The 24,495-nt window shown below is 47.6% G+C and carries 24 protein-coding genes; 19 read left to right on the top strand and 5 right to left on the bottom strand.

Going from position 1 to position 24,495, the window contains the following annotated elements; all coding sequences use genetic code 11:
• The first annotated feature begins 75 nt into the window (after nucleotides 1–75).
• The 3 genes from IEY46_RS05725 (at nucleotide 76) to IEY46_RS05735 (ending at nucleotide 3,680) form a co-directional block, all read left to right on the top strand.
• Nucleotides 76–1,749 (top strand): AraC family transcriptional regulator, encoded by a 1,674-nt coding sequence (locus IEY46_RS05725; RefSeq protein ID WP_188989974.1) that lies wholly within the window; start codon nucleotides 76–78, stop codon nucleotides 1,747–1,749.
• Nucleotides 1,750–1,877: 128 nt separating this feature from the next.
• Entirely contained in the window at nucleotides 1,878–2,876 is a 999-nt protein-coding gene (locus IEY46_RS05730) for an ABC transporter substrate-binding protein (protein WP_188989976.1), read from the top strand.
• Between the two features lie 24 nt (nucleotides 2,877–2,900).
• Nucleotides 2,901–3,680 (top strand): hypothetical protein, encoded by a 780-nt coding sequence (locus IEY46_RS05735; protein WP_188989978.1) that lies wholly within the window; start codon nucleotides 2,901–2,903, stop codon nucleotides 3,678–3,680.
• A 20-nt stretch (nucleotides 3,681–3,700) separates the two neighbouring features.
• On the opposite strand, the gene IEY46_RS05740 is transcribed toward IEY46_RS05735, so the two are convergent.
• The gene (locus IEY46_RS05740) at nucleotides 3,701–4,567 is read right to left on the bottom strand and encodes a LysR family transcriptional regulator (RefSeq protein ID WP_188989980.1); all 867 of its coding nucleotides are present in this window, start codon (nucleotides 4,565–4,567) and stop codon (nucleotides 3,701–3,703) included.
• Between the two features lie 150 nt (nucleotides 4,568–4,717).
• Between IEY46_RS05740 and IEY46_RS05745 the strand changes: the two genes are divergently transcribed.
• On the top strand, nucleotides 4,718–5,377 hold the full coding sequence (locus tag IEY46_RS05745) for a flavodoxin family protein (protein WP_188989982.1): 660 nt from the start codon (nucleotides 4,718–4,720) through the stop codon (nucleotides 5,375–5,377).
• A gap of 118 nt (nucleotides 5,378–5,495) precedes the next feature.
• Here the strand turns inward: IEY46_RS05745 and IEY46_RS05750 are convergent, their stop codons facing one another.
• A complete protein-coding gene (locus tag IEY46_RS05750; RefSeq protein WP_229750087.1) occupies nucleotides 5,496–6,701 on the bottom strand; it encodes an MFS transporter in 1,206 nt (401 codons plus the stop codon).
• Nucleotides 6,702–6,922: 221 nt separating this feature from the next.
• On the opposite strand from IEY46_RS05750, the gene desA reads away from it, so the two are divergent.
• From desA to IEY46_RS05795, 9 genes are all read left to right on the top strand, one after another.
• A complete protein-coding gene (gene desA / locus IEY46_RS05755) occupies nucleotides 6,923–7,936 on the top strand; it encodes a Delta(5) desaturase DesA (protein WP_188989983.1) in 1,014 nt (337 codons plus the stop codon).
• Nucleotides 7,937–7,974: 38 nt separating this feature from the next.
• Nucleotides 7,975–8,868, top strand: coding sequence for an ATP-binding cassette domain-containing protein (locus IEY46_RS05760; RefSeq protein WP_188989986.1), 894 nt, complete (start codon nucleotides 7,975–7,977; stop codon nucleotides 8,866–8,868).
• Nucleotides 8,861–9,547, top strand: a complete 687-nt coding sequence (locus tag IEY46_RS05765) for a hypothetical protein (protein WP_188989988.1) — start codon at nucleotides 8,861–8,863, stop codon at nucleotides 9,545–9,547. The genes IEY46_RS05760 and IEY46_RS05765 overlap by 8 nt, the downstream gene beginning before the upstream one ends.
• A gap of 212 nt (nucleotides 9,548–9,759) precedes the next feature.
• Nucleotides 9,760–10,473 (top strand): cupin domain-containing protein, encoded by a 714-nt coding sequence (locus tag IEY46_RS05770; protein ID WP_188989990.1) that lies wholly within the window; start codon nucleotides 9,760–9,762, stop codon nucleotides 10,471–10,473.
• A gap of 136 nt (nucleotides 10,474–10,609) precedes the next feature.
• Nucleotides 10,610–11,116: a DUF2569 domain-containing protein gene (locus tag IEY46_RS05775; RefSeq protein WP_188989992.1), complete on the top strand. Its 507-nt coding sequence runs from the start codon at nucleotides 10,610–10,612 to the stop codon at nucleotides 11,114–11,116.
• 122 nt (nucleotides 11,117–11,238) lie between these two features.
• Nucleotides 11,239–12,003 carry a DeoR/GlpR family DNA-binding transcription regulator gene (locus IEY46_RS05780; protein WP_188989993.1) on the top strand — a complete coding sequence of 255 codons (765 nt, stop codon included), beginning with the start codon at nucleotides 11,239–11,241 and terminating at the stop codon, nucleotides 12,001–12,003.
• A 174-nt stretch (nucleotides 12,004–12,177) separates the two neighbouring features.
• Nucleotides 12,178–13,026, top strand: coding sequence for an SMR family transporter (locus tag IEY46_RS05785; RefSeq protein ID WP_229750088.1), 849 nt, complete (start codon nucleotides 12,178–12,180; stop codon nucleotides 13,024–13,026).
• A 108-nt stretch (nucleotides 13,027–13,134) separates the two neighbouring features.
• Nucleotides 13,135–14,067 (top strand): phosphotransferase family protein, encoded by a 933-nt coding sequence (locus tag IEY46_RS05790; protein WP_188989995.1) that lies wholly within the window; start codon nucleotides 13,135–13,137, stop codon nucleotides 14,065–14,067.
• A 14-nt stretch (nucleotides 14,068–14,081) separates the two neighbouring features.
• A complete protein-coding gene (locus tag IEY46_RS05795; RefSeq protein ID WP_229750089.1) occupies nucleotides 14,082–14,669 on the top strand; it encodes an NUDIX hydrolase in 588 nt (195 codons plus the stop codon).
• Nucleotides 14,670–14,819: 150 nt separating this feature from the next.
• Here the strand turns inward: IEY46_RS05795 and IEY46_RS05800 are convergent, their stop codons facing one another.
• Together IEY46_RS05800 and ypfJ are read right to left on the bottom strand one after the other, a co-directional pair.
• Nucleotides 14,820–15,632 carry a uroporphyrinogen-III synthase gene (locus tag IEY46_RS05800; RefSeq protein ID WP_188989997.1) on the bottom strand — a complete coding sequence of 271 codons (813 nt, stop codon included), beginning with the start codon at nucleotides 15,630–15,632 and terminating at the stop codon, nucleotides 14,820–14,822.
• Nucleotides 15,633–15,779: 147 nt separating this feature from the next.
• Entirely contained in the window at nucleotides 15,780–16,586 is an 807-nt protein-coding gene (ypfJ, locus tag IEY46_RS05805) for a KPN_02809 family neutral zinc metallopeptidase (protein ID WP_188989999.1), read from the bottom strand.
• Nucleotides 16,587–16,839: 253 nt separating this feature from the next.
• On the opposite strand from ypfJ, the gene IEY46_RS05810 reads away from it, so the two are divergent.
• Together IEY46_RS05810 and IEY46_RS05815 are read left to right on the top strand one after the other, a co-directional pair.
• A complete protein-coding gene (locus IEY46_RS05810) occupies nucleotides 16,840–16,989 on the top strand; it encodes a hypothetical protein (RefSeq protein WP_188990002.1) in 150 nt (49 codons plus the stop codon).
• A gap of 80 nt (nucleotides 16,990–17,069) precedes the next feature.
• On the top strand, nucleotides 17,070–17,489 hold the full coding sequence (locus IEY46_RS05815; protein ID WP_188991717.1) for a GNAT family N-acetyltransferase: 420 nt from the start codon (nucleotides 17,070–17,072) through the stop codon (nucleotides 17,487–17,489).
• Nucleotides 17,490–17,585: 96 nt separating this feature from the next.
• Here IEY46_RS05815 and IEY46_RS05820 read toward each other — a convergent pair whose 3' ends face one another.
• Nucleotides 17,586–20,249, bottom strand: a complete 2,664-nt coding sequence (locus IEY46_RS05820) for a copper amine oxidase N-terminal domain-containing protein (protein WP_188990004.1) — start codon at nucleotides 20,247–20,249, stop codon at nucleotides 17,586–17,588.
• A gap of 336 nt (nucleotides 20,250–20,585) precedes the next feature.
• On the opposite strand from IEY46_RS05820, the gene IEY46_RS05825 reads away from it, so the two are divergent.
• From IEY46_RS05825 to IEY46_RS05840, 4 genes are all read left to right on the top strand, one after another.
• The gene (locus IEY46_RS05825) at nucleotides 20,586–21,071 is read left to right on the top strand and encodes a TcaA NTF2-like domain-containing protein (protein ID WP_188990006.1); all 486 of its coding nucleotides are present in this window, start codon (nucleotides 20,586–20,588) and stop codon (nucleotides 21,069–21,071) included.
• 102 nt (nucleotides 21,072–21,173) lie between these two features.
• Complete coding sequence (locus IEY46_RS05830) at nucleotides 21,174–23,153, top strand: dihydroorotate dehydrogenase (protein WP_188990008.1); 1,980 nt, start codon at nucleotides 21,174–21,176, stop codon at nucleotides 23,151–23,153.
• A complete protein-coding gene (locus IEY46_RS05835; protein ID WP_188991719.1) occupies nucleotides 23,153–23,959 on the top strand; it encodes a DUF817 domain-containing protein in 807 nt (268 codons plus the stop codon). The genes IEY46_RS05830 and IEY46_RS05835 overlap by 1 nt, the downstream gene beginning before the upstream one ends.
• Before the next feature lie 25 nt (nucleotides 23,960–23,984).
• Nucleotides 23,985–24,488 carry a GNAT family N-acetyltransferase gene (locus IEY46_RS05840; RefSeq protein ID WP_188990010.1) on the top strand — a complete coding sequence of 168 codons (504 nt, stop codon included), beginning with the start codon at nucleotides 23,985–23,987 and terminating at the stop codon, nucleotides 24,486–24,488.
• Nucleotides 24,489–24,495: the final 7 nt, after the last annotated feature.

Raw genomic sequence — 24,495 nt, forward strand, 5'->3', positions numbered from 1 at the left:
TTTTTTGATCGTAAACAAGGGCTAGCTATATTCACATCTATATGGAAATTGCATAGAAAAATAGGGTGAGCTAAAATGATTTTAGCTGGTATGAGAGTGGTGAGTTGGCTGGGCAAAATGGAAAAGAAATTTACACATAATGAATATGCATCTCTTGAGGGTATGTGTTTCAAGCTTCGAGATGTTGAGCCTGTCAAGAACCAAGCGAATGAATGGGAATTAAGGCTTCATTTTATCGAATCCCACATGATTCTGGTTGCGGCAAGCGGCCAAGGCTGGTTGAAGGTTGATGGGCAATTCACCGAAATCCGACAGGGCAGTGTTTACATTTGTAACCCGGGTCAACTCGTTGAAGCAGGCGTGCACAACTTTGATGAGCGGGGATTCTATTTATTGCGGTTCGATGTTTTGGAAGATGCAGTTTCTTCGATCCCTGAGCTGCAGATTATTAAGAAAAGCAGTTCGTTCCCGGTAAAAGGGGAAGTTCACGTAACATCCCCGGTTTCTGTTCATGCCCTGTGCGATACCATTTATCAATGTTTGCAGGACGAGGATCAACTAAAACGGTTTCGCGGTCAAATTCTCTTTCAGGAACTGCTGCATACTATTCTGCAAGATGCCCGTCTTGTACGGGAAAATAACTCGGAAACAGCCCTTGATTATATTAAAGGTTATATCGAGCAGCATCATCAGCAAGAACTTACAATCGATCATTTGGCCAAGGTGGCAGGAATGAGTCCCCGTCATTTTATGCGGCTATTCAAAAAAAGGTATGGCTGCAGCGCGATCGACTATTTGTCCGTTTTCCGAATTGAGCAGGCACAACAGCTGATGAGGACGGGTGGGCAGAATCGTCTTCGTGATATTGCGCGACATGTAGGCTACCAGGATGATATTTATTTTCGGCGCAAATTTAAACAGGTTTCGGGCATGCCTCCAGCGGCATTTATGAAGAACAGCAGAAAAAAAATAGTCGCGTACGATTTCCTGAACATTGGCCAATTAATCCCGCTTGTCATTAATCCTTGCGCCGCACCGGCCGATCACCCATGGACAGATTATTACAAACGAAAGTATCATATGGAATCCATGCTTCCGTTAAGCTCTAATCCATTAATCAAGAGAGAAGAAATTCGGCTTGCTGAACCTGATTTCATTATTGGTATCGACATTCTTGTATCTCCCGGGGAACAGGACAAGCTGGGTGAAATCGCACCTTCATTTTTTGTGCCTTGGGTGAAAAACGATTGGCGTCACCATTTGCGTTTAATTGGGCAGTTTCTGGACAAGACAGCGGCAGCGGAGATTTGGCTTGAAAAATATGAACGAAAAGCTCTCTTCGTAAGAGAGCAGGTGAACCATGTATTCAAGGAAGACAGTCTCCTCCTGTTGAGAATCACAGGTGACCAGTACAATGTTATGGGCAATAGGAGCTTGAGCACAGTATTTTATGACGATCTTCATGTTATACCCGTGGGAGGCATCGATCTTCAGAGGCCGGATCAGCAGATAACGTTGGAGCAGTTGGCGGAGTTGGATCCGGATCGTTTATTGATCATTGTAGATGAAGACATGCAATCTCAATTAAGCTGGCGGACACTCATGAACGCGAAGCTATGGAACGATCTTAAAGCGGTCAGATACAGCCAGGTGGACTGCCTGCCTTCCTATCCTTGGATAGAATATACGGCTTTCACCCATGAGCTTATGCTGGATGAAGTGTTAAAGATTTGGCGGGATCGTGCATGAAAAAAAGTCATTATCGTCAATATTCCGTAATTGCAAATTCATCTATACTCCGTATATATGATAATGATAATCAATTTTAATTAGAGATTGTCATAAATAAATCAAATATTCAGGAGGATCATTTTAGAATGAAGAAGCAGCGAAGTTTGATCACAGGGTTAGTTATTTTATTGTTCGTTATGCTTATTACTGCTTGCGGAGCTGAAAATGAAGGGAATTTAACTGGTAATGCCGGAAATTCAGCCGGGAAAGCTGACCATACAGGAGAAGAGGCAGCCGCCGTAGATACACAGCACGTGGTTTCAACTTTAAAAGGAGATATTAGTATTCCAACTGAGCCCAAGAGAGTCATCGGACTTTCGGTTGTCTACCCGGAGTTGTTATACGCACTTGGCGTTGTACCTATTGCGATTCAAAACTATCATCAGGATTTTCCGTCCTATTTAAAGGAGCCCTTTAAAGACACAATCAAAATGGGAATTGCCCAAACCCCTAACTTTGAAGCCATTCTGGCTTCCAATCCGGATTTAATTATTGCCCCTTCCTGGTGGTCCGATAAAGATTATGATCAGCTTTCCAAAATAGCGCCAACTGTCCTGTTGCCTCAGAGGGATGATTGGCGTGATGAGCTGCGGGATATAGCCAAGGTTTTAGGCAAAGTCGAACAAGCGGACGAGGTCATTCAAGATTTGCAAGCGAAAGAAACGGAAGCCAAGGAGAAACTTGACTCCTTAGTTGGTGACGAAACAGTTATGTATATGATGATTATGGCGAAGGAGATCGTTATCTATGGAGAAAATATCGATCGGGGAAGCTTCATCCATAAGAAACTGGGGCTAAAGCCGATTGATGATTATCCACAGAGTGAGTTAAGTATTTCCATTTCATTGGAGAAGATCCCGGAATATAATCCTGATCATATCATTTTGCAGTTGGATGATGAGTCCAATGAAGAAGTTCAGAACAGATACGAGGAAATGCGGGATAGCTCTTTGTGGAAAAATATGACGGCCGTAAAGAAGGATCAGATTCACATCATGGGAGGCAAGGAATGGTTCAGTCTCGGCATGTCTCCACTTGCAGATCTTCATGCTATTGAAGACGTCCTTGATGCTTTTGAGAAATAGATTCGAGTAAGGGGAGGGTACGCTATGAGCACGGTAGATTTCCGACAATTGGAAGAGAAGTTTTTCCTTACTTTGCGTGAGCCTGAAAAAACCGTGCTTGTCGTCCCTGCCACCGATCTGTTAAACGTTGAGGTAATGAAGGATGTAATTGATACATACAGCAAGCTCATCAAAGCAAGAGAACGTTCGGCTGCCGCAGCTTTTTTTACCACCTGGTTAGCAGGGGTATGCGGTGCGATGCAATATATGCTGTATCGAGGCGACAAGATGCTTTTGGATGTATCCTTATCTAATTTATCCGTACAATTATATAAAGGAGATCACTATCCCCTTTTTTCATTTAAAATCAACGAAAAGCGATTTAACCAGGTTCCGTTAGTGGATCATGATGACGGGTACAAGAAATTGCTCGATTCTTTTTATAGAGAACAGGTAACGCCTGTTATTCAATTGTTGTCCCAACTGGCCTCCATTCACGTTACTGCATTATGGGGACAAATCGTTTATGCCTTACAGGCTCAAATGGAAGAAGAGCTGGCCGCAGCTTCTGGAGAAGAGAGTAGAACATGGATCAATAATACGTATAAATTGCTCATACACGATGTCGATGCCAGTGCATTCGGGCTCCGCAACAACCCGTTTAATAGGAAACCAGCCTACATAGAACACCCCACTATCCCTAATCAAAGAATGTTAATGAAAACAGCTTGCTGCCTCGCTTATTGCTTGGAAGGCGATTTTGGCTACTGTTATACTTGTCCTAGATTAAAAGCAAAGGACCGGGCACTGAAGCCCTTTTCTTGATGTTCCTAAAACATAGGCAATTATAGTCCATGAATGTTGATCATTTCGACAAAGGCCTCCAGTGCCTTACTGTTAAATTTTTCCTTGCGGCGTACGAAGCTTGTAGTAGTAAATCTGTACTTCTCAGGTATCGAACGGGAACCCAGGGTATTGTATTCCCCGGTTAAAACAGAGGACGGCAGCAAAGTGGAGGCAAGCCCTGCCCGGACAGAGCTGAGAAGCGTGTCCAATGAACTGATTTCGATAAAATTTGTTAGTGGTATCCCTTCACTGCGCAGCCACTGCTCCAGTATAGAACGAAAATGGCTACCTCTTGGGGAGACGGCCCATTTCATATTGGGGAGATCGGCAAGCGGACCCGCATTATTTTTTGATAATAGTACAATCTCTTCCTGAATGGAATAATCGACATTTAATCTTGCCTTTTCATCCAGTATTTCTAAATTCCCTGTCAGAAAAGCTCCATCTACTTGATGGTTCATTAAATGGTTCAGTAGCTCAGATGTGTTTCCGGTAATTAGAGTGAGCATCACGTCGGGGTATTTGCTTTGAAAAGTAGTGAGGGTGTTCATAAAATTACCGCATGTCGCTGTCTCGGCCACTCCTATAGTCAGCATGCCGCTGGGGTAAGATTTTTCCCGTACGTTTTTGATCGCTTCATCAGCCAAGTTCAAGATTGTCAATGCATAATCGAGGAAAGCCGTTCCCCGATCTGTTAACGAAACGCCTTTGGGATGTCTATGAAATAGAGAAACCCCCAGCTCTGCCTCAAGCTTGCGAATCCGGGCGGTCACGTTTGACTGCACGTATTCCAGACGCTTGGCCGCGCGAGAGATGGAGTGTTCCTCGGCTACGCTCACAAAAACTTTGAGATCCGTCAATTCCATCGCATATCACTCTCCGTAACTGGTATCAAAAAAAATGATACATACATGAATAACTATCATTATACGTTATTTATTTGTTGCGTTACAATCATAGTGAAAAACCTGCTGCGTCCGTCAGTGGTTACTATGAAAATTGGGGAGATGAAGAAAATGGATAGGATGACAAAAGCGAAAAAACTTTTAATACTAATTGGAAGCCCCCGCCGAGCAGGTAATTCCGCCACACTTGCGGAAGCTGTGAGGCGCGGTGCGGAGGAGGCTGGCATACAGGCGAATGTGCGTTTTATAGACGATTTCATATCTAGTTTTCTTCGTGATTGCCGGGAATGCCGGCTTGATAATGGAGAATGTGGCATAACGGATCAATTCCGGAAGTTATTTTTCGATGATTTTCTCCCTTCAGATGGATTTGTGCTATGTTCCCCCATATATTGGTATGGCTTGTCTGCCCAGGCAAAGGCGTTTTTTGACCGCACCTTCTGCTATTACGCTGCTTCTTATCCGGACTCCGAACGGATTATGGAAGAAATGTCCGCCAAACGAATCGGGTTAGTGCTGTCATCCGAAGAGACATATCCCGGCGCAGCGCTTGGCATCACTCATCAGATACAGGAATTCTCCCGCTATACCCGTTCCGAATTTATAGGCGTTGTTCGGGGAGTGGGGAACAGCCGAGGGGAAGTGGAGTCGGATCCAAGCTTGCCAGTCGCGGCAGCAGTACGACTCGGGCAGCAATTCTTTGAGCTCAACTATACGGACTATAATATGAATACGGTGCGAAGCAGTCGCGTATGGCCGAAGAACGAATGATGGAGGAGGAATGACTATTGGTTGAATATACTTGTCAATAGTTATCCCTATGCAGTTGTGGAAGAGTAATCTGTGAAAGGAGGAAAAGGGGCTGGCCCATAATCAAAAGCCAGCCCTTTTATATATGCGTTTGAACCAGATTTGAGCTGTTCCTTTCCCGAATCAGCACAGTCGAAATAATCACAATAGAGACAAACACCAGAACCAGCGGGATAATAAAGATGGATGAATCATAGCCTTCAATGAACAGCGGGAGCAAATATCCGATCAAGGATGCCGTAAGCGAGATAAAGACGTACAAGCTTGCGCCGAATCCGGTACGGCCTGCGAACATGCGCTGCACATATCCCATCGCCACCCCGTACAGGATGGACACGAAGAACGAATAGATCGGCTGAATGAGGAAAAACACGATCAGCGGTGAGTGCAGCACATAGACCGAATACGTAAGCAGCGCCCCAAGCCCGCCGAGCAGGATAATTTTTCGGCTGCCGTATTTAGCCGCCCAGTATCCAGCAATGGTCATAAACAGCAGCTCGAATACGGCTTGCGTACTCCAAATATACGACATATACTCCGGTTTGCCGAATAACGATTTGACAACAAGCGGCAGATACAATCCGCGAATGGCATCGGCGCATGCCAGAAGCAGCAGCGCGATTAGCATGATGAAGGAAAACGGCTCACTTGCCCCTGAACTTGCCTGCTTCTTGTCTTCCACGCGCTCCCGATAGAACAACAACAGGAGAACAAGCATGGCATAACCCGTAAAATTCCCCCACAGAACCCCCTGGAACGTAGCGATCAAATACAGATTAGCACCAACGAGCAGCCCGCAAAAAAATCCCACGCTGTATGCGGCGCGCAACCAGATTTGCGCCATTTCCAAAATATCCCCGGCCAGCCTGGCAAAATGATTCCGCGATATAGCGAACAATTGGCCCATAATGAGTCCTGATGGCGCGCTCACCACACACATTCCGATAAGGGCCTGGGTATAACCTTCGGCGCGCATGTAGATCAACAAGCCGACAAGACACAACGAAGCCGCGGCAATCACCAGTTTTTTTCGGCTGCGCAGCTTATCGCTAAATAGTCCGACGGTAATCGTCGTTCCCATGTTGAGCAGCAGCGACACCACGAAGATGGACACCACTTCGCCCTTCGACAGACCGATGCTGTCACTCATATAGATGGCATTCATCGGGGCTAACGTTCCCATACCGATTCCATAGCAAAATAACGTAAGCAGCATCCTGCCGGATTCTGCGACCTGAAAGAAACGTTTTAAATCCTCGGCAATCCGCATTTCATCCTGCTCCAATCTCCTCATGTTTTTTGCAAATTCGAACAAAGCGTATCTCACTTTCCTCATAATGTCCAGAATAAAACCTTATTTTTTTCGGCCTCATCCAATGGGGAAAGTCTGATTAGGCTTAGGGATCCCTCCGCCCAAAGGCTGAAAAGTTTTCATTCTGCAGACAGTTTGGCGCGATTGGACATTCCGATATAGTAAAGCTATCCAATTCCATTAGGAGGCTTAACATGAGCGCGCAAGCCAAACTTAAATTGAAAAAGGACGTCGCTCCTTATGAAAAATCCAACCTGAAATCCAGCTTATGGCAAGTAGGCAACACGGTCGTTCCTTTTTTTCTGCTCTGGTATCTGGCTTACGTGAGTATATCGCTCTCTTACTGGCTGACGATAGGCTTGAGTATCGCAGCCGCAGGCTTCCTGATCCGGACCTTTATTCTCTTTCACGACTGCTGCCATCATTCGTTCTTCAAGAGCCGGCTGGCCAATGAAATTCTGGGTACGCTGACAGGAATTCTGACGATGTTTCCGTATCACAAATGGAAGAACGAGCATGCCATCCATCATGCAACCAGCGGCAACCTCGACAAACGGGGAACAGGCGATCTATGGATTCTGACCGTGGACGAATATGCGGCAAGTCCGTTCCATAAACGTCTGGCTTATCGTCTATATCGCAATCCGCTTGTTATGTTCGGCCTCGGTCCGCTCTACATCTTCGTCATCGCCAATCGTTTTAATGCCAAAAAAGCGAAATTAAAGGTCCGTCTCAACACATACCTGACCAATGCGGCGGTCATTGGTATTCCGCTGCTCATTTGCTCGCAGATTGGGTGGCAGTCATTTCTGCTCATTCAAGGACCGATATTTTTGTTGTCAGGTGCTGCGGGAGTATGGTTGTTTTATGTGCAGCATCAGTTTGAGGACACCTACTTCGCTCAAGAACCGGAATGGAATTTTGTCAGCGCAGCAGTGGAAGGAAGCTCGTATTACAAGCTGCCCGGATGGCTGCAATGGCTGACAGGGAATATCGGCTTTCATCATGTCCATCATCTGAGCCCAAAGGTTCCGAATTATAATTTGGAAGCAGCACATAACCATACACCAGCTCTCCAAGCCGCCCCTACCATTGATATTCCCGCTAGTCTGAAAGCGATCCGTTATCGGCTGTGGGACGAGAAGAACACCCGATTTGTCGGCTTTAAAGAGGCCCGGTCGATGTCCGGCGAGAGCAGGCAGCAGTAGCCTGTAAATATAACCATGAAGCAAAGGAGCAGACGCAAATGAATAGGGAAACGGAAACGATCTTGACCGGTACTCATCTCAACAAAAGCTTTGGAAAACACGATGCGGTTTGCAATCTGGATCTGGTCTTGGAACCCGACACCATCTATGGCTTGTTTGGCCGTAATGGAGCGGGTAAAACAACACTGCTCGATATGTTAACAGGCTCGTCGTTTCCAGGCAGCGGAGAAATCACAGTCTCAGGAAAACGTCTGCACATGGGGGATACTCCCCGGGACATCTGTTATGTGAGGGAACGGAACCTGTTTATCCGAAACGCCAAAATAATGGAGATTCTTGAGGTCGCCTCTGCCTACCACAAATACTGGGACTGGGCTTTCGCCCATGAGCTGGTTAAAATCTTCAAGCTAAATCCGAATAAGAAAATCAGTCAGCTTTCCAGAGGAATGGAATCGATGGTCGGAAATCTGATCGGGCTCGCGAGCCGGGCGCCTATTACCCTCTTTGACGAGCCGGTTCTCGGTCTGGATGTGCTGATGCGCGAGAAATTTTACCGGCTGCTGGCTGACGACTGCGCCAAATATCCGCGTACGGTTCTCCTGTCCACGCATCTGATCGATGAAATAGCTGAAGTCGTCGAGAAGGTCTATGTCATGGAGGCAGGGAGTATTCTGCTTCATGACGAGGCGGATAACATCCGGAATCAATCGCATGTCATTAGAGGCGACAGGGAAGCTGTTTTGGCTTTTAAGGAGGGAAAACGTGTTATCCATCAGGAGTCTGACGGCAACAACGACCTGCTGGCTGCCATATATGACAAGATTGGAGATGCGGATCGTGCGAAGGCGGCTGAACAAGGCATATCCATTACGGGTTTGCCGCTGCAGAAATTTTTTGCTTATTTAATTGAGGAGGGCGATCGCGTTGGCTAAATCGTTTATGTTCGTCAAAGCATCCTATCTGCAGCTGCGCCTGTATTTGTTCATTATGTTGGGTCTTATTGCGTCGAGCATCGTCGCAAATGTCGTGATATACCTGTCCATGGGGGACGATAGCAACAACACATCCGTATCTATAGCAAATATGTTTACGATTTTCCTGCTGTTAGCCCCCAGCATCCTTTCCTCCATCTTTTTCAAAAAAATGATGAATCTGGGCGCATCGCGCAGACAATATTATTCAGGTCTGATCCGTGTCTATGTTCTGCTGGCTGCCGGATTTGCCGGACTTAATCTGGTTTGGCTGAAGCTTGAAACGGACTATCTTCGCGAGTATGGGGAAAATTTCAATATTCTGGAGATTTTCCACTGGAATCAATTTGGCAGTTGGGGAATGTTCCTATATCAGTTCGGGGCCTATATGATGCTGATGTCGTTGTTGACTTTGCTGTTCTCCGGACTCCGGCACCCAGCAGGCTGGGCTATCTGGATTGCATTGATCGCTGCGATTCCTATAGGCACATCGGTGCCTTCGCTTCGGCCGGGTGTGGCGGATGGATTTCGGGCGCTGCTCTTCAACAATTCTCTGCAGGAGGGATTCTCTCTCACAATGAGTTTCAGTCTCTTGTTCCTGATTGGCGGATGGCTGTTTACAAGAAGACGGACAGTCTGAATGTGGAGAAGGATTTCTTGCTTGCTAAAGAGAATGGGTAAGCCAGGGGATGTATCCCTATGAATCAGCACCTTCTTATTGGAGGAACGGCCACATGACGGAGGTGCTGGCGCATGTCCAAAATTTTTTTGGGCGCACTTCTACCCGGGCGTAAACATACCATATCCCACAGGGCTAACGCCTAGATTCTTTCAAGAGGGGAATGGCTGCAATTGGCAATTTCGTATATGGATTATACTTCGCCTTCAACACAATTTACGTATGATTTGAGCAAAAATAATTTTTTCACAAAAGATGACCGGAATTTGATTAATGTTTTATCCATCAACCAGCTGAGCACACTCGGTAATACTTCCTTGCTGGATATTTATCTGAGCAAAGGAAATGTGATTGAGCCTCATACCCACCAGAACGCCACTGAATTGGTGTACTGCATATCGGGTGCGGCAACTGTGTCGATTGTCAATCCATTTACTCAAGAGCTGCTAAATTTTCCGATTCAACCGGGTCAAGTGGCGAATGTGCCTCAGGGCTGGTGGCATTATGAAGTCGCGACAGAGGACAACACGCATTTGCTGGCTATATTCGATGCGCCTATTCCTGAATTTATCCCGGGCTCTGATTTACTGCGGTTAACGCCGGCAAATGTGCTGGCACATACCTATTGTCTGGATGAAGCGAAAGTAAAGGAAGCGCTGGCCCCTATTGCCAAAACGGTTGTTATCGGACCGCCAGCCGATTGCAAGAAGCCATCAACCAGACCCTACAACGAACCTGCCTACGCCCGGCAGCCCCAGCCCGAGTATGCTCAGCAAAGGGGACTAAATCAGAACCCGTATGCTCAGGAATACGGATATCAGCATAGGGTGCCTAGTTATTATCCGCAGGCTCAGCCTGTAAGCGGAAACGGGTATACTCCTTATTAATTCAAATATTTACCTGAAATAGTAATTCGTGATATAGTTAACCGTAATGGGGCTCGGGAGCGATTTGATCCTGGTGCTCTTTTTTTTATAGAGGTTTGGCAGCCATATATCATATCGGCGGGAGAGTGTTTTATACTTGCAAACAGAATTCAGGAATAAGCCTAATGATTTGAAACTGTCCGGACCCGAGGGACTTGGGGGATGGCTGGTGCTTGTGCAGATCGGACTGTATTTTACCGTTCTCAACCTGATTAATCAATTGTTCCGATATACCATCCCGGCATTTGCTCCTGATACCTGGGAGTTATTAACGGACAAGGATTCTTCGGTCTATCATTGGCTGTGGGCACCTTCTCTTATCTTCGAGGCCCTTTATAATATCTTGCTTCTGCTATTCAGTATCTTTATCCTTGTCTGCTTTTACCGGAAAAAAACTATACTACCTGTCCTGATGATCTGTTTCTACAGTACGGGACTGATTGTGGTCATCCTGGATTATATACTGCTTAACCAGATCCCTGCGCTAAAGGAAGTGCAGGATACAGGCTCAACTAAAGTGATCATCCGCTCCGTTATCAGCTGCGCGATTTGGATTCCGTATTTCCTTAAATCAAATCGTGTGTCCCGTACATTCGTAAGGTGACATGACATTGTTCACAATGGCAGTGCTCAACCGCACTGCCAGGTTGTGTTTTTTTGCGTTCTTGACTTAGGGTATGCTACACTTTTCGTAGATAGCTGTGTTATGGAGAGGAGCATCTGCACATGCTTGTCCATGAAAGGCATAATACCATTTTGCAAAAGCTTCATGAGCAGCAGTCGGTGAAGGCAGCTGAATTGATTACCTTGTTCAACGTTTCATTCGAAACGATACGGCGGGATTTGGAATATTTGGAGAAAGAGGGATTCCTGAAGCGGGTACATGGCGGAGCAACTCTTCCGGCTGCGGATTACCGCAAGGAGCTTCCATTTACGGTACGGGAGCTCAAGCATATCCAGGAGAAAAGAGAGCTTGCGCAGACGGCTGCAGGTTTTGTGACAGAAAGCCAATCGCTTTTTCTGGATGTCAGCACGACCAACACCGAGCTTGCCCGCGTCCTGATGAAGCAATTCGAGAAGCTCACCATATTGACTAATTCCTTTCAGATTGCCTCTATGCTTATGGTCAAGCCAAGCTTCACGATCATCTTTGTCGGGGGAGTAGTGCGTAATTCGGAGCAATGCGTAGTAGGTGATATGGCTGAAATGTTTATTTCCCAGTTCCATGCCGATCTGTTCTTTATGAGCATCAGCGGGATATCGCTTACGGAGGGAATGACAGACTACGGAATAGCCGAAATTCAGCTCAAGAAAAAGATGCTGACACGTTCCAAAAAAATTATTGTACTTGCGGACAGCAGTAAGTTCGACGCAGTTTCACTGTCGCCTGTGTGCAGTTTTCAGGAAATCGACAGGATCGTCACGGATTCCAAAATCAGCGACGACATAGTGCACAGATACAAGGAAAATGGTATCGAAGTGGTCCGCTAAGCACCACTCGATCCTGATAACGATTTGTAAGCTTCCCGTATAGGGAAGCTTTTTTTGTTTTTTTTCCAGGATTGACAGCGGATAATCGGGATGATACGATTTGGGTTGTGTGTTGTGATAAATTGTGTTTGTGTGTGTTAATGTGTATTTTATAGAGAGGGGTTTTGATGGGAAATGATCTCCGTTATAATGGTGCTCGCTTCAGGCACAGCCCATGCAATTTGGAACATGCTGGCAAAGAAGAGCGAAAACAAGCAATTTTTTTTATGGATCATTTATATTCCTGCCACGCTTCTTCTTCTGCCTTCTTTTCTGGAGGAAATAATTAAACCGGCTACGCCCCAAGGTTATTTGCTGCTCCTGTTGTCTTTGATTATTCAAGGTTGTTATGCTTTTTTTCTTTCTCAATCGCTGACATACGGTGATATGTCACAGGTGTACCCAATGATGCGGGGAATTGCAACATTATTAGTACCGCTGATTGGTGTGTTGTTTTTGAATGAATCCTTATCCCCTTGGGGGTGGATGGGCCTCATTTGTATCGTTCTTGGTTTCTGTATCACGAGCGGGATGAATTTCTCGCGTAGCAAAAACGTCATTCCGCTGCGCGTCATTCTCTTGACGATCGCAGTCGGCATGTGCACTATGAGCTATGTACTGGTGGATAAAATCAATCTGCAGCATTTTTCACCTGTCGTGCTTCTGGAGGTTTCCAATATCGGTTTTATGCTGGGCCTTATGCCTTTTATCCGTTTTAAGCAGGTCCGCTGGAAGAAAGAATGGAAGGAGAACGGGGTCGTGCTCATGATGGGATCCATTTTATCGCCAGGTTCTTATTTGCTGTTCTTGTTCGCGATGAGCCTGACTCCTTTGACTTATGTGGCGCCGCTAAGAGAGATTGGTACGGTAATCGGCACGCTTGCGGGTATTTATCTGTTGAAAGAAACAAAAGAACTATCGCGGCTGGTATCAGCGGGGATGATATTTGCGGGAATTTTGTTGATCGGCATTTGGGGACTTTAGATTCTCATTTGCGTATATTTTTTTCTGCTCTTGAACGCAGTTGACTTTATATGAATAATAGAAGTGAGAGGTTTACAACGGGAATCCGGCGAGGAAAGGAGATGGAACGTGAATAATAATCTGATTGAAGCTTTCAAGGAACATATCCCGCTTCTGCAGGGCTGCATAAGCGTGGAACCTATTCTAAAAGGCTATTCTTCGGATAACAAATACCTTGTGCGCATGCGAGATGACACTTATTTGCTGCGCAGCTTCGATTTGGCGATGCTGAATGCAAAAGAAGCTGAATATGAAGCCTTGATCAACATGATGGATCGGGGGGTGCTTTGTTCCAGGCCGTTGGAATTTGGCTCGCTTCCGGCCCATCATACGGGTTATATGGTGTTGACCTATGTGGAGGGGGAAGAAGCGTCCGATGTTCTGCCCGCCCTTTCGGAAAGTGAACAGCTGCAGATAGGTATAGCGGCAGGGCAGGAGCTTTATAAAATTCATGAATATGAAGCACCGGGCGATGTGTTTCCATGGTATGACCGGAAAATGGCGAAGCATCGGGGATATCTCGACAAATACGCCGCTAGCGGGATCAAAATCAGGAACGATGCCCGGCTCTTGGCGTTTATCGATGATCATCTGGAGCTGATGAAGAACCGTCCCAACCGGTTTCAACACGACGATTATCATGTCGGAAACCTGATTGTGAAGGACAGGAGGCTTGCGGGGGTTATTGATTTTAACCGTTGGGATTGGGGAGATCCGCTGCATGATTTCCTGAAGGTGGGGATGTTCAGTGCGGAAGTGAGCATTCCTTTCTCCATGGGGCAAATCCGCGGTTATCACGCGGGACGCGAGCCGGAACTTGATTTCTGGCGGCTGTATTCATTGTATCTTGCCATGTGCCTGATTTCATCCATCGTCTGGATTCAGCAGGTGAAGCCGGAGGAAACCGATATCATGATGGCTAAAATTAACAAGGTGATGGCGGATCATGATGATTTCGGTCGGATCATACCACGGTGGTATACCGGATCATTCGATTTTTAAGGGGAGAGTTAATCTTGGGAGATGTTGAGCTGGGACCACGAGGCGGGGGCGAATCCGTCTTAAGCCGGAGGCAGGATTATTTAAACAGCCTGACCGTTTTGTCGGATTGGATTGACTGGGAGATTGTGAAATCTCGATTTACCGTGGATGAGGTTACCGATGAAGCTTTTATCAGCAATATTAGCATTATTCCGACCGTAGGCAGTAAATATGTCATGATTCAATTGGAGAATGGCAGATGGGAGCTTCCTGGTGGAACGCTGGAACCAGGCGAGCATTACAAGGATGCGCTGCAGCGCGAAGTGCAGGAGGAGCTTGGGGCAAACCTGTTGACCTACGAAATATTCGGGCATTTCAAATGCCGTTCTATCGCAGAGAAGCCTTTTAGAGCGCATATTCCTCATCCACATTTTATCCGATTGGTTGGATTTGGCGAGGTTGAGCTTGTGGGAAAACCATTGAATCCGCTTGATGCGGAGCAGGTAGCCGTTGTGGATGTCGTGGATATTGACGAAGCTGTGCGGAGATTGGAGGCAGGGGGCCGCTACGATATTGCCGATCTATACAAGCTTGCGCATTATATCCGGTCTGAGAAGGGTTAGGTGCCATCAGTGGAAATATTCAACCTGAACGAGATGGGATCCTCATGGGAATGCGTATCTCTTTAACGGTGAGCGGATAAGTATTTATAGAAAAGAAACAAGGCTTTAATATCCCTTTAGTTTGGGCATCAAAGCCTTGTTCCCTATTACCTAGTTCTGATTCCCGTAATAACGGGCAAGCTCAATGATCATCGCACCCATCCGCTCATTCTCCGGAGCGATGATCCGCTCGATGCCTTGTTCCCGTAATGCCTCTGCCGTCACTTTGCCGACAGCGACAGCAAGCGTTCCGGCTTCAAAGCCTGCTTTGACGGATGACAGCAGGTTCCGGTTCCGCGCAAACTCGAAGAAGAAGCGCACCTGTATAGCAGCTGTGAAACATACCGCATCCACATGGCCGTCGGCAATTTCCTCACATAGCTGAAGGGATATTGCGCTATCCGGGGGGATATGCAGATAGGGCATGACCTGCCGTACATTGGCTCCTTTTTGCTGCAGGAATGCAATCAATGGCGGCGAAGGTTCCCCATGCAGCTGGACCATGACGTCCTGTCCGGCAAAGTCATAGTCTTGAAGGGCATGGATGAGACCCTGGACGGTCCCGTCTTCGTCCACCACAACAGGAGTGATCCCGTTTTTTTTCAGCAGCGCAAACGTTTTGTACCCTCTGGCTGCCACCTTGGCCTGACCGATCCTGTCCAGAAGCTGGGGGCGGATTCCGATGCGTTCCGCTTGACTCAGCATCGTATCCAGTCCGCCTCCAGTTGTGAATATCATCCAATCGGACCGATGCTCCTGGATATGAAGCAGATCCTGCCCCATCCGTTGGTCGGCATCGATCAACGTTCCCTGCTGGGGGCGGACAAGCGCAATTCCACCTTGTTTTTCAATAATGGCGCTAAGCTCATCCGTTTTTCGCGAGCCTGTAATGACAACCGTCTTTCCCTCCAGGCCTCTGGCCATCATCTGTGCTCCTCTCTCTGGTTGCGTCCGTACCTATAACCCGAATGGAAACCATGTTCGTTCAAGCTTTCGCTTCCTTATTGAACAATAGCAGGATATTCGGCAAATATCCAATCTGAATTATTTATGCTTTAGCAGCAGTTTCCCTTATAAAGGGTTCGCGTGAAACGTGTCTCCGCCTTCCACTGTACCAGACTTGAACCCCTTGTAGAACCAGCGTTTGCGCTGCTCGGACGTGCCATGCGTGAAGCTCTCCGGCACCGCATAACCCTGAGCTTTCTTCTGCAGGGTATCATCGCCCACAGCGCTTGCCGCATTCAGCGCCTCATCCAGGTCTCCTTCTTCCAGTACATTCATATCTTGGGCATGATGGGCCCATACCCCAGCGTAATAATCTGCCTGCAGCTCGACACGGACCGAATTTTCATTGGATCCGCCACCCATATTCGTATCCAGTAAAGTCTGTACATGATGACCCACTTCATGAGCAATGACATAAGCCATGGCAAAATCTCCGGGTGCGTGGAATTTCTGCTGAAGCTCATCATAAAAGCTGAGATCGATGTACAGCTTATGGTCGCCTGGACAATAGAAAGGACCGACCGATTTGCCGGCTGACCCGCATGCGGACTGGACGCTATTGGTATAGAGGACGAGCACCGGTTTTTCGTAGACCAGATTTTGCTCCTGAAACAGCTCTGTCCATACATCCTCTGTATCGGCCAGAACGACGGAAACGAATTCGGACAGCTCTTTCTCCTGCTGGCTCTCTTCATAAGGAGCGCCTGAATCCGATCCCGTAAAGGAACCGAGCAGATCGGACGGATTGCCGCCGAAAAGCAGGACGACAACCAACAAAACAACACCGCCGATTCCGCCGCCGATTAACGTTCCGCCACCGCGGCCTCTGCGGTCTTCTACATTCGAGCTTCCTCTTCTGCCTTTCCATTGCATCGTGTCGCCCCCCCTGTAGGATATCAATCATCGTTTCTTCCATGTCATTACCCGTGTTGGAGTTGTTTATACCTGCCAAAATACCCTTCCTAAAACGACCCATCGTGTAACGGAAGCGAATTTCCCTAATTATGAATTTGATTCACGGATTATGCTATATTTAAAACAAGGAATAATTTCCAATCCTGCAGAATCACTAGATAAAGAGAAACTCCAAAGTTATCATAAATAAAAATGAGTATAAGGAGGTATTATGAACGCGGGGAATAATAATAAAAAATTGCGCGAGTCATTTGAACAAGCAGCGAATATTTATCAACAGGCACGTCCGGATTACCCGGAAGAATTAAGAAATACAAATTACGGCATCTGCACTGACAAACAGGAGCCTTTTATATTATAAATCAGCTTGAAATAGCCGTAATGGATTTTTCTTGAAAGCCAGTAGATGACAGATTACTGATATTGAGAAAGGTGAGAGCTATGCTGAAGGACGATCAGTTTTGGATCAGTGATGATAAAGCGAAGCTGGACATGAGCGTAATCAAGGGTTATTTGGCACGAAGCTATTGGGCTGGACAGCGGCTGGAAGAGATCATTGAGCGATCCGTTCAAAATTCGCTCTGTTACGGGATTTACCGTGCAGAAGGGCAGGTCGGTTTTGCCCGTGTTGTAACAGATGACGCTACAATCTACTATTTATGCGATGTATTTATTGATGAGGAGTTCCGGGGGATGGGACTGGGCAAAAAACTGGTCCAGTATATCACGCAATCCGAAAGGTTCAGAAACATTCCAGGGATGTTGGGAACGAGGGATGCGCATGAACTTTATGAGCAGTTTGAATTCAGAAGAGACGGCGATATATTGATGCGAAGACGTCCTGACCATATGAGAAGCTAATAAATGGGTTCCGGATGGAGCTAGATGTTGGAGCAGAACAAAAAACAAGCCCCGGAGCGATCGCTCCGGGGCTTGCCTGTTGTTAGTCAGACACACTTATGGTGTTACAATGCCGCTTGGACCGGATAAGGCATTGGAAGCAGGATTGCCACTGGCCGCGACCGATAGGACATACACTTTATAACTGCTGCCGCTGGTGATGGCCGCGCCGTTAACGTCTTTGTCGCTATCGTTGGTCGTGGTGCCTGTTCCTCCGTTAACCTGGATGAAATAAGCGGCATTGTTCGCAGCTTTCAGGTCAAACGCGCTGTCGGAAGGAACGATCATAACAGCGTAATAAGCGATTCCCGTTTGATTTTGCGGTTTGTCGAAGTTAACTTCAATTTTGCCGTTATCCGCGATTTTGGCTGACAGATTCGCTACACTGGCGATCGAAGTGTTCAGCGTAATATCAGCGGAAGGAGCGGACAGCGCATTATTTCCATTATTGGTGCCGGCTCCGACCGTAAGGATAAATACACGGTAGCTGACGCCATTTTGAATCTTGGCTCCATCCACATCGCGTGCGCCTGCATCCAGATTCAGTCTCAGATTGCTGCCGGTTTTGTTGACAGTCGTATAATTGGAGCTGGTGACAGAAGCAGCCGAAAGCAAGGTGAAGTTGCTTGCGTTTGCGGTTTTGACGACCAACACGCGATAATGGCTGATATTCCTTTCGTCACTGGCTTTGTTGAATGTCACCAGCAGATCGCGGCCGTCAGCATGATCATTGACGTCAGTTGCGGTGACGGAGGTTGCCGCGCCAATGCTGGTGTTGTCCTCTAATGTAACCGCCGGGGACGGGGATGACAAGGCATTGCTTCCATTGAAGCTGCCCCCACCCACAGAAAGGACGAATACCCGGTAACTGACGCCATTTCGGATGGTATCCCCATTAACATCCCGGGTTCCGGATGCAAGGATCAAGCTTAGCGTATTGTTGGTTTTGTTGACCTGGGTATAGTTGGAGCTTGACACTTCATTAGCTTTGTTCAGCGTGAAATTATTTGCATTGGCTGTTTTGACGACCAAGACACGATAATGGGAGATATTGGTCTCATCGTAAGCTTTGTTGAAGCTGACGAACATATCTCTGGCATCCTTGTAATCACTGATATCGGCTGCCTTCACATCCGTTACGGCCGTCAAGCTCGCACTGTTTGTCAACATGACGACGGGGGAAGGAGCAGACAGGCTGTTTATCCCCTTATAATCGTTCGTGCCTACCGATAATACAAATACCTTGTAGCTGGCGCCGTTCACGATTTTATCGCCGGTTGTGTCTTTCGCACCGGAAGGCAGGGACTGCGTGATATTATTGCCTGTTTTGTTTACCGCCGTAAAAAGCGTGCTTGGAAGAGCATTCGCGGTCGAGAGGGAGAAGCTGTCAGCAAATGCCGTTTTCACGACGAAAATACGGTACTGGCTGATTTTGGATTCATTGGCAGCCTTGTTGAAGATAACCCTCATATCCCGTCCATCATTATAATCGCTGACATCGAATGCGACAACGCTGCTGGCGGCTTCGATATTGGAGTTCTTAGTTAATACGACATCGGCAGATCCGCCGGATAACGTGTAATTGCCGGTATTATTGTCATTGGAGACTGACAGCACGTATACCCGATAGCTCACGCCGCTTGCAATGGCTGCTCCATCGGTATCGCGCGCTCCTGAAGAAAGCGTCTGGATGAAATTGCTGCCTGATTTGTTCACCGCCGTGTAATTGGAGCTTGCCGCAGCGACCGCCTTGGCCAGCGAGAAGTTCCCTGCGTTGACTGATTTGACGACCAGTACACGGTAATGATTGATTTTCGTTTCATCTGAAGCTTTTGTGAAACTGACCTGCAGATCGCGGCCGTCGCCGTAATCATTGACATCATTAGCTTTGACATTGGTAACCGCCGGAGCAGCCGCATTGCCGCTAATCATAACAGTCGACGAAGCTTGTGAGAGCGCGTTCTGGCCGTTGGCTTTTCCTATAGCCAGCACATAGACGGCATAGGCTTGATTGACTTGAAGCAAGTCGCCATTCACATCCCGTGCTTGCGCAGACAAGGTTATGGTTTGGTTTTCGCTATAGGGCACGGCAGTCGTGTAGTTTCTGGAGTTGACGGACAAAGCCGTCGCCAGTCCAAAGCTTGAGGAATTGGATGCTTTTACGACCAGGATGCGGTAATGATCGATTGCCGACTCCGTATTCGATTTGCTGAAGCTGATCTCCAGATCGCTGCCGTTCCCTTTTTTTCCAACCACCTGTGCGTACACATTCGAAGGTGGCGAAACGATGCCGGAAGTCTTGATGTATACGCTCTTTGATCCCGCGTTCCAATCGACTTCCGCGCCCATAGCTTCGCTGACAAAACGGACAGGAATCATTGTTCTGCCGTTTATCAGTTGGGCAGCAACATCCAGCGTGACTGTTTCGTTATTAATAGTAGCGGTCTTGGATCCCAGTTTCAGAACGATCGTTGTATCGTCCCTGGTTGCCGTTACTGTCTTGGCTTTGGCATTCCAATCCACTGTAGAATCGAGCACTTCAAATATAGCCCTGAGCGGCAGCAAAATACGACTGCCGACGATCTTCGGAGCCTGATCGGTGGCAAGCTTCACGCCATTCACATAAACAGTAGTTGTTGGGGCTGCAGCCTGTGCTTGTGTTTGAAACAACACGGAGAACATCAGTATACCTGCAGCCAGAGTAATCATTAACTTTCTCAACTCGCTCACCCTCCAGGTTTTCGTATCTTTTCTCTTCGATATCTAAAGACGCGTGCCGGTGGTTTAATGTTTCTCGATTTCAAAAAAAAAGTGATGGCCAATGATCGCCGGCATATCGATTTGCGTACATAAGAGGGAAGATATGAATTCGATGGTGAAAAATGAATGTTTTAGGAGAAACAGGAAGGATATATAGAGAGAGAAATCCATATAAACGTAAACTGGTTCATCTCCTTTTTGTAAAATAAAATAATTTAGGTTAATTTAATGGCTTAAAGGTTCAAACAGGCATTATAATATAAAGGAACAAATTCACAAAGACTGGAGACTCTTAGGATGTACAGAATGGCAAGCTTTTGTTTATTGATATTCTGCCTCCTGTTTGCGTCAGCCTGCGACAACAGCAGAACCGGCTCCGGTTTGGTCCATGAAGATGGCGGAGCGTCAAACGGGAAACCGGACGGCTATTATGCGAATCAAGTGATGATTGCTTACGAGCAGTCTATTATAGAAGCCATTAATAAAAACAGATTTTCTCTTGTTGAGGGCCTGCTGGACGAAGAAGGTCCTTTGTACCAGGATCAGAAGAAGCTTGTTGCTTATCTGAACAGAAAGCAGATCAAGGAGAAGCTCATCCGTTACCAGATCAGAAGTATTCAAAAGACCAATGGTGTCTACAAGTTTTATGTCATTGAGAATACTGAACTCTATCATCCCGACCGTGATCCGGAAGTTTTTGAATACGAGTGGATCTATACGGTTAAGGAGGATGCAGCCCGAGGCGTAGCGAAGGTATACAGCATCGAGAAATGGCATCGCTGAAATGAGAGATGTGCCTTCAGCGGCCTGCACATACGAACAACGTCCGTGATTCGGCAGCAGCGGGACATCATATCCAGCAGCTAAGAGAGGAGCCCGATCTTATTGCCAGACTGGTCCTATCAAACTTTATTCCGTCCCTTATTGTTCAAGCTTCCGGCCCGAGCGGCAAGATCCTTGACGCTTCATGCGATGGGAAGCCTGAGCGCCATACCCGGAGGTTCCCTTGTCATCCGCACATTGGGCCATATGGAAGTTTCTCCGCTGCTCCAGCAGCAACGGGACGGAGTCCAATTTACATATCCGGTGGGACTAAGCGGGGGGACTGACCCCAACGGAATCGCGCACCGTGCCTTGGCACAATTCGGTTTTGGCTTCATGGAGATAGGTCCGGTCACAGTTCAACCGGTCCGGCACGAAGAAGAGATAACAAGAAATACAGACGGCGAGGCGCTGATTTATTCCGGAGAGCTTGAGAATGACGGACTTGGGGCGGTTGCTGGCAGAATGAATCGCAAGCAGGGCCACAGGCTGCCTGTTTTTTTTCGTATTCGGCCGATGCGGGGATCTTCCGAGGAGCAGAAGATAATTGAAATCAGACAGCTGCTGGAAGGACTTGCGCCCTACGCTGCCGGATTCTACCTTGATTTCTTTGAGGATTGCACAGAGATGGACGGACAGAGAGCAGCAGCATACATGCTTGACATCATGCGGGCCGCGCGGAAGCTGGTTCCTGCTAAACCTCTGTTTCTTTATATTCCGCTTGAGATGCCCGATGCGAAACTGAGAGATCTGATCCATTTGCTCAGCTTGAACGGGATGTTAAGCGAAGGTATCATTCTAGGGGATAGCCTGCAATCAGAGCGAGGCTTTGAGATCGGAAAAAGCGGCAAGCAGCCAACGATTCACAAGCTCGCCCTGTTGAGGCGTGAAATCGGCCCGCAGGCTACCCTTATCGCATCGGGAGGTATTCACGAGCCGCAAGATGCGCTGGACTGTATCGATGCGGGAGCGGATCTGATCCAGATTCATAGCGGTCTTGTGTATTCGGGTCCGGGACTTCCCAAGCGCATAAACGAAGCGCTGCTTCACCGTATCGTCACGAAGAGCGAAGCGCAGCCGCGGCCCCCTTTCTGGTCAGGCTGGGGCTGGATGTGTTTATTGGGTCTGGGCATGATCATCGGAGGCATCATCGCCTGGGTCATCGCTTCTACAACCGTTGTTCTGCCCTACGATACCGCGTTCTTATGTATGACGCCAGCCGCGCTTGCGTCTGTGAACGAAAGGCTGATGCCATTTATGTCGCATGACCGTGTAACGCTGGCCGGGACAATGATTTCCATCGGCATTCTTTATGGCCAGCTTGGGTGGCATGGGCTCCGGAACCGTCTTCACTGGGTGCGGACAGCACTGATGGCTTCCGGAATCATCGGCTTCAGCAGCTTCTTTCTGTATCTCGGATACGGCTTCTTCGATCCTCTGCATGCTGCGGCGGCATTGATTCTGCTGCCGATGTTCCTGTTTGCTATGCGCGACCGGGTGGAATGGCCTTCCCGCAGCCCGGTGAATATTTGTAACGACCGGGTGTGGAAGATGGCCCAGCGTGGACAGTTCATGATGGTTGCGCTTGGTTTTGCCCTCGCGATCGGTGGGGTAACCATCTCCATAATCGGTATAACGCATGTTTTCGTGCCGGAAGATCTGGAGTTCCTGATGACAAGCGCTGCCGTACTGGGTGAAGCCAATGACAATTTGCTTCCTTTAATCGCCCATGACCGCGCAGGATTCGGAGGCGCATTATTATCCGATGCCATTGCGCTGCTGGCGGTGTCGCTTTGGGGCATCGGCCAGGGCCAGCGCTGGCTGTGGTGGACCTTGCTGGCTGCAGGGCTGCCAGCATTTATAGCGGGATTCAGCGTTCATCTGCAAATCGGCTATACGGATCTGCTTCATTTGTCCCCTGCGATTGTAGCGCTGCTGCTCTATGTGCTTGGTCTGATCTGGCTGTATCCCTATATGGTGAAATCGGCCGCTCCCCGTGACGTACCCCGGGAGCCGGCGACTGAAGGAGTCTGCTTGAAGTGATGAAGGCGTGGAAAGGTTTGTTGTGGTTTGGCTGGAACCAGGCCCTGTGCTGCGTGTTTGCCGTCGTTATTTTTGCTTCCATGGCGGTGACTAAGGTAGTGACGGTTCCATATATCCCCCGGTATGACCTCATTCTGCTTCTATGCATCCTGACCCAATATCTTATGGTCAAGTATAAGTTGGAAACGGTAGATGAACTGAAGGTCATTTCACTTTTTCATCTGATCGGATTGGGACTGGAGCTGTTCAAGGTCAATATGGGGTCCTGGGCATACCTGGAGCCGGCCTGGACCAAGATAGCGGGAGCCCCTTTATATAGCGGCTTCATGTACGCAAGCGTAGCAAGTTACATTTGCCAGGCATGGCGGCGCTTCGATTTGCAATTTTTCAATTGGCCTCGGGGATGGATCGTCGTTACGTTGGCGGTGCTGATCTATGGCAATTTTTTTACGCATCATTATATCTATGACTTCAGGTATGCGATAATGGCGGTATTGGCTCTTGTGTTTTATAAGACCTATGTGGTTTTTCATGTTGCAAACATAAGGTTGAGGCAGCCGATCCTGCTGTCCTATGTGCTTATTGCCTTTTTTATCTGGGTGGCGGAAAATATTCTTACGCTGCTTGGGGCATGGACGTACCCGGAGCAGCGGGCCACATGGCAGCTTGTCCACTGGAGCAAGGTAACCTCATGGTTTTTGCTGGTCATCATCAGTATTATGATTGTCGTCCAGCTCAAGCATGTGAAGTATAGAATCGGGCGGCAGACAAACCGAAATCCCGATATAAAAATCGAATCGGATTAACAGCAAAGAGGGGAAGACGCACCAGATGAATGAACTGGAATTTGAAACGTATACCGATGCCTACCTGGAGCAGGTTAGACATACCTATAACCATTATGTTGAGAATACAACGATTTCCTTCGATCTGAAGCCGCTCACTCAAGATGAAATGCGTGGAGCAATCATGCCGCTGAATGAGTCCTACCGTTCCTACATTATCAAGAAGGACCATCTTTATGCCGGATATATATTGATAACACAGCATCGCAAAAAAGCTGCCTATAACGCAACCGGAGAAGTGACGCTTTATCTGGATGCAGCGCATACAGCGAAGGGGATTGGCCCCCAGGCGCTCGATTTTATCGAAGTGGTGGCCAAAGCGTTGTCCTTCCATTCCCTTATTGCCACAATTTGCGCAGAGAATGAGAGCAGTATCCGATTGTTCGCGAAGCAAGGATATGAGCAAATTGCTTATTTTAAAGAAGTCGGCTTCAAATTCGGACGTTGGCTGGATGTGGTCTCCTATCAAAAACGTTTTCCTATTGAATGAAATTCCC

It is taken from the genome of Paenibacillus nasutitermitis (assembly GCF_014641075.1).
Lineage (GTDB): Bacteria > Bacillota > Bacilli > Paenibacillales > Paenibacillaceae > Paenibacillus_Z > Paenibacillus_Z nasutitermitis.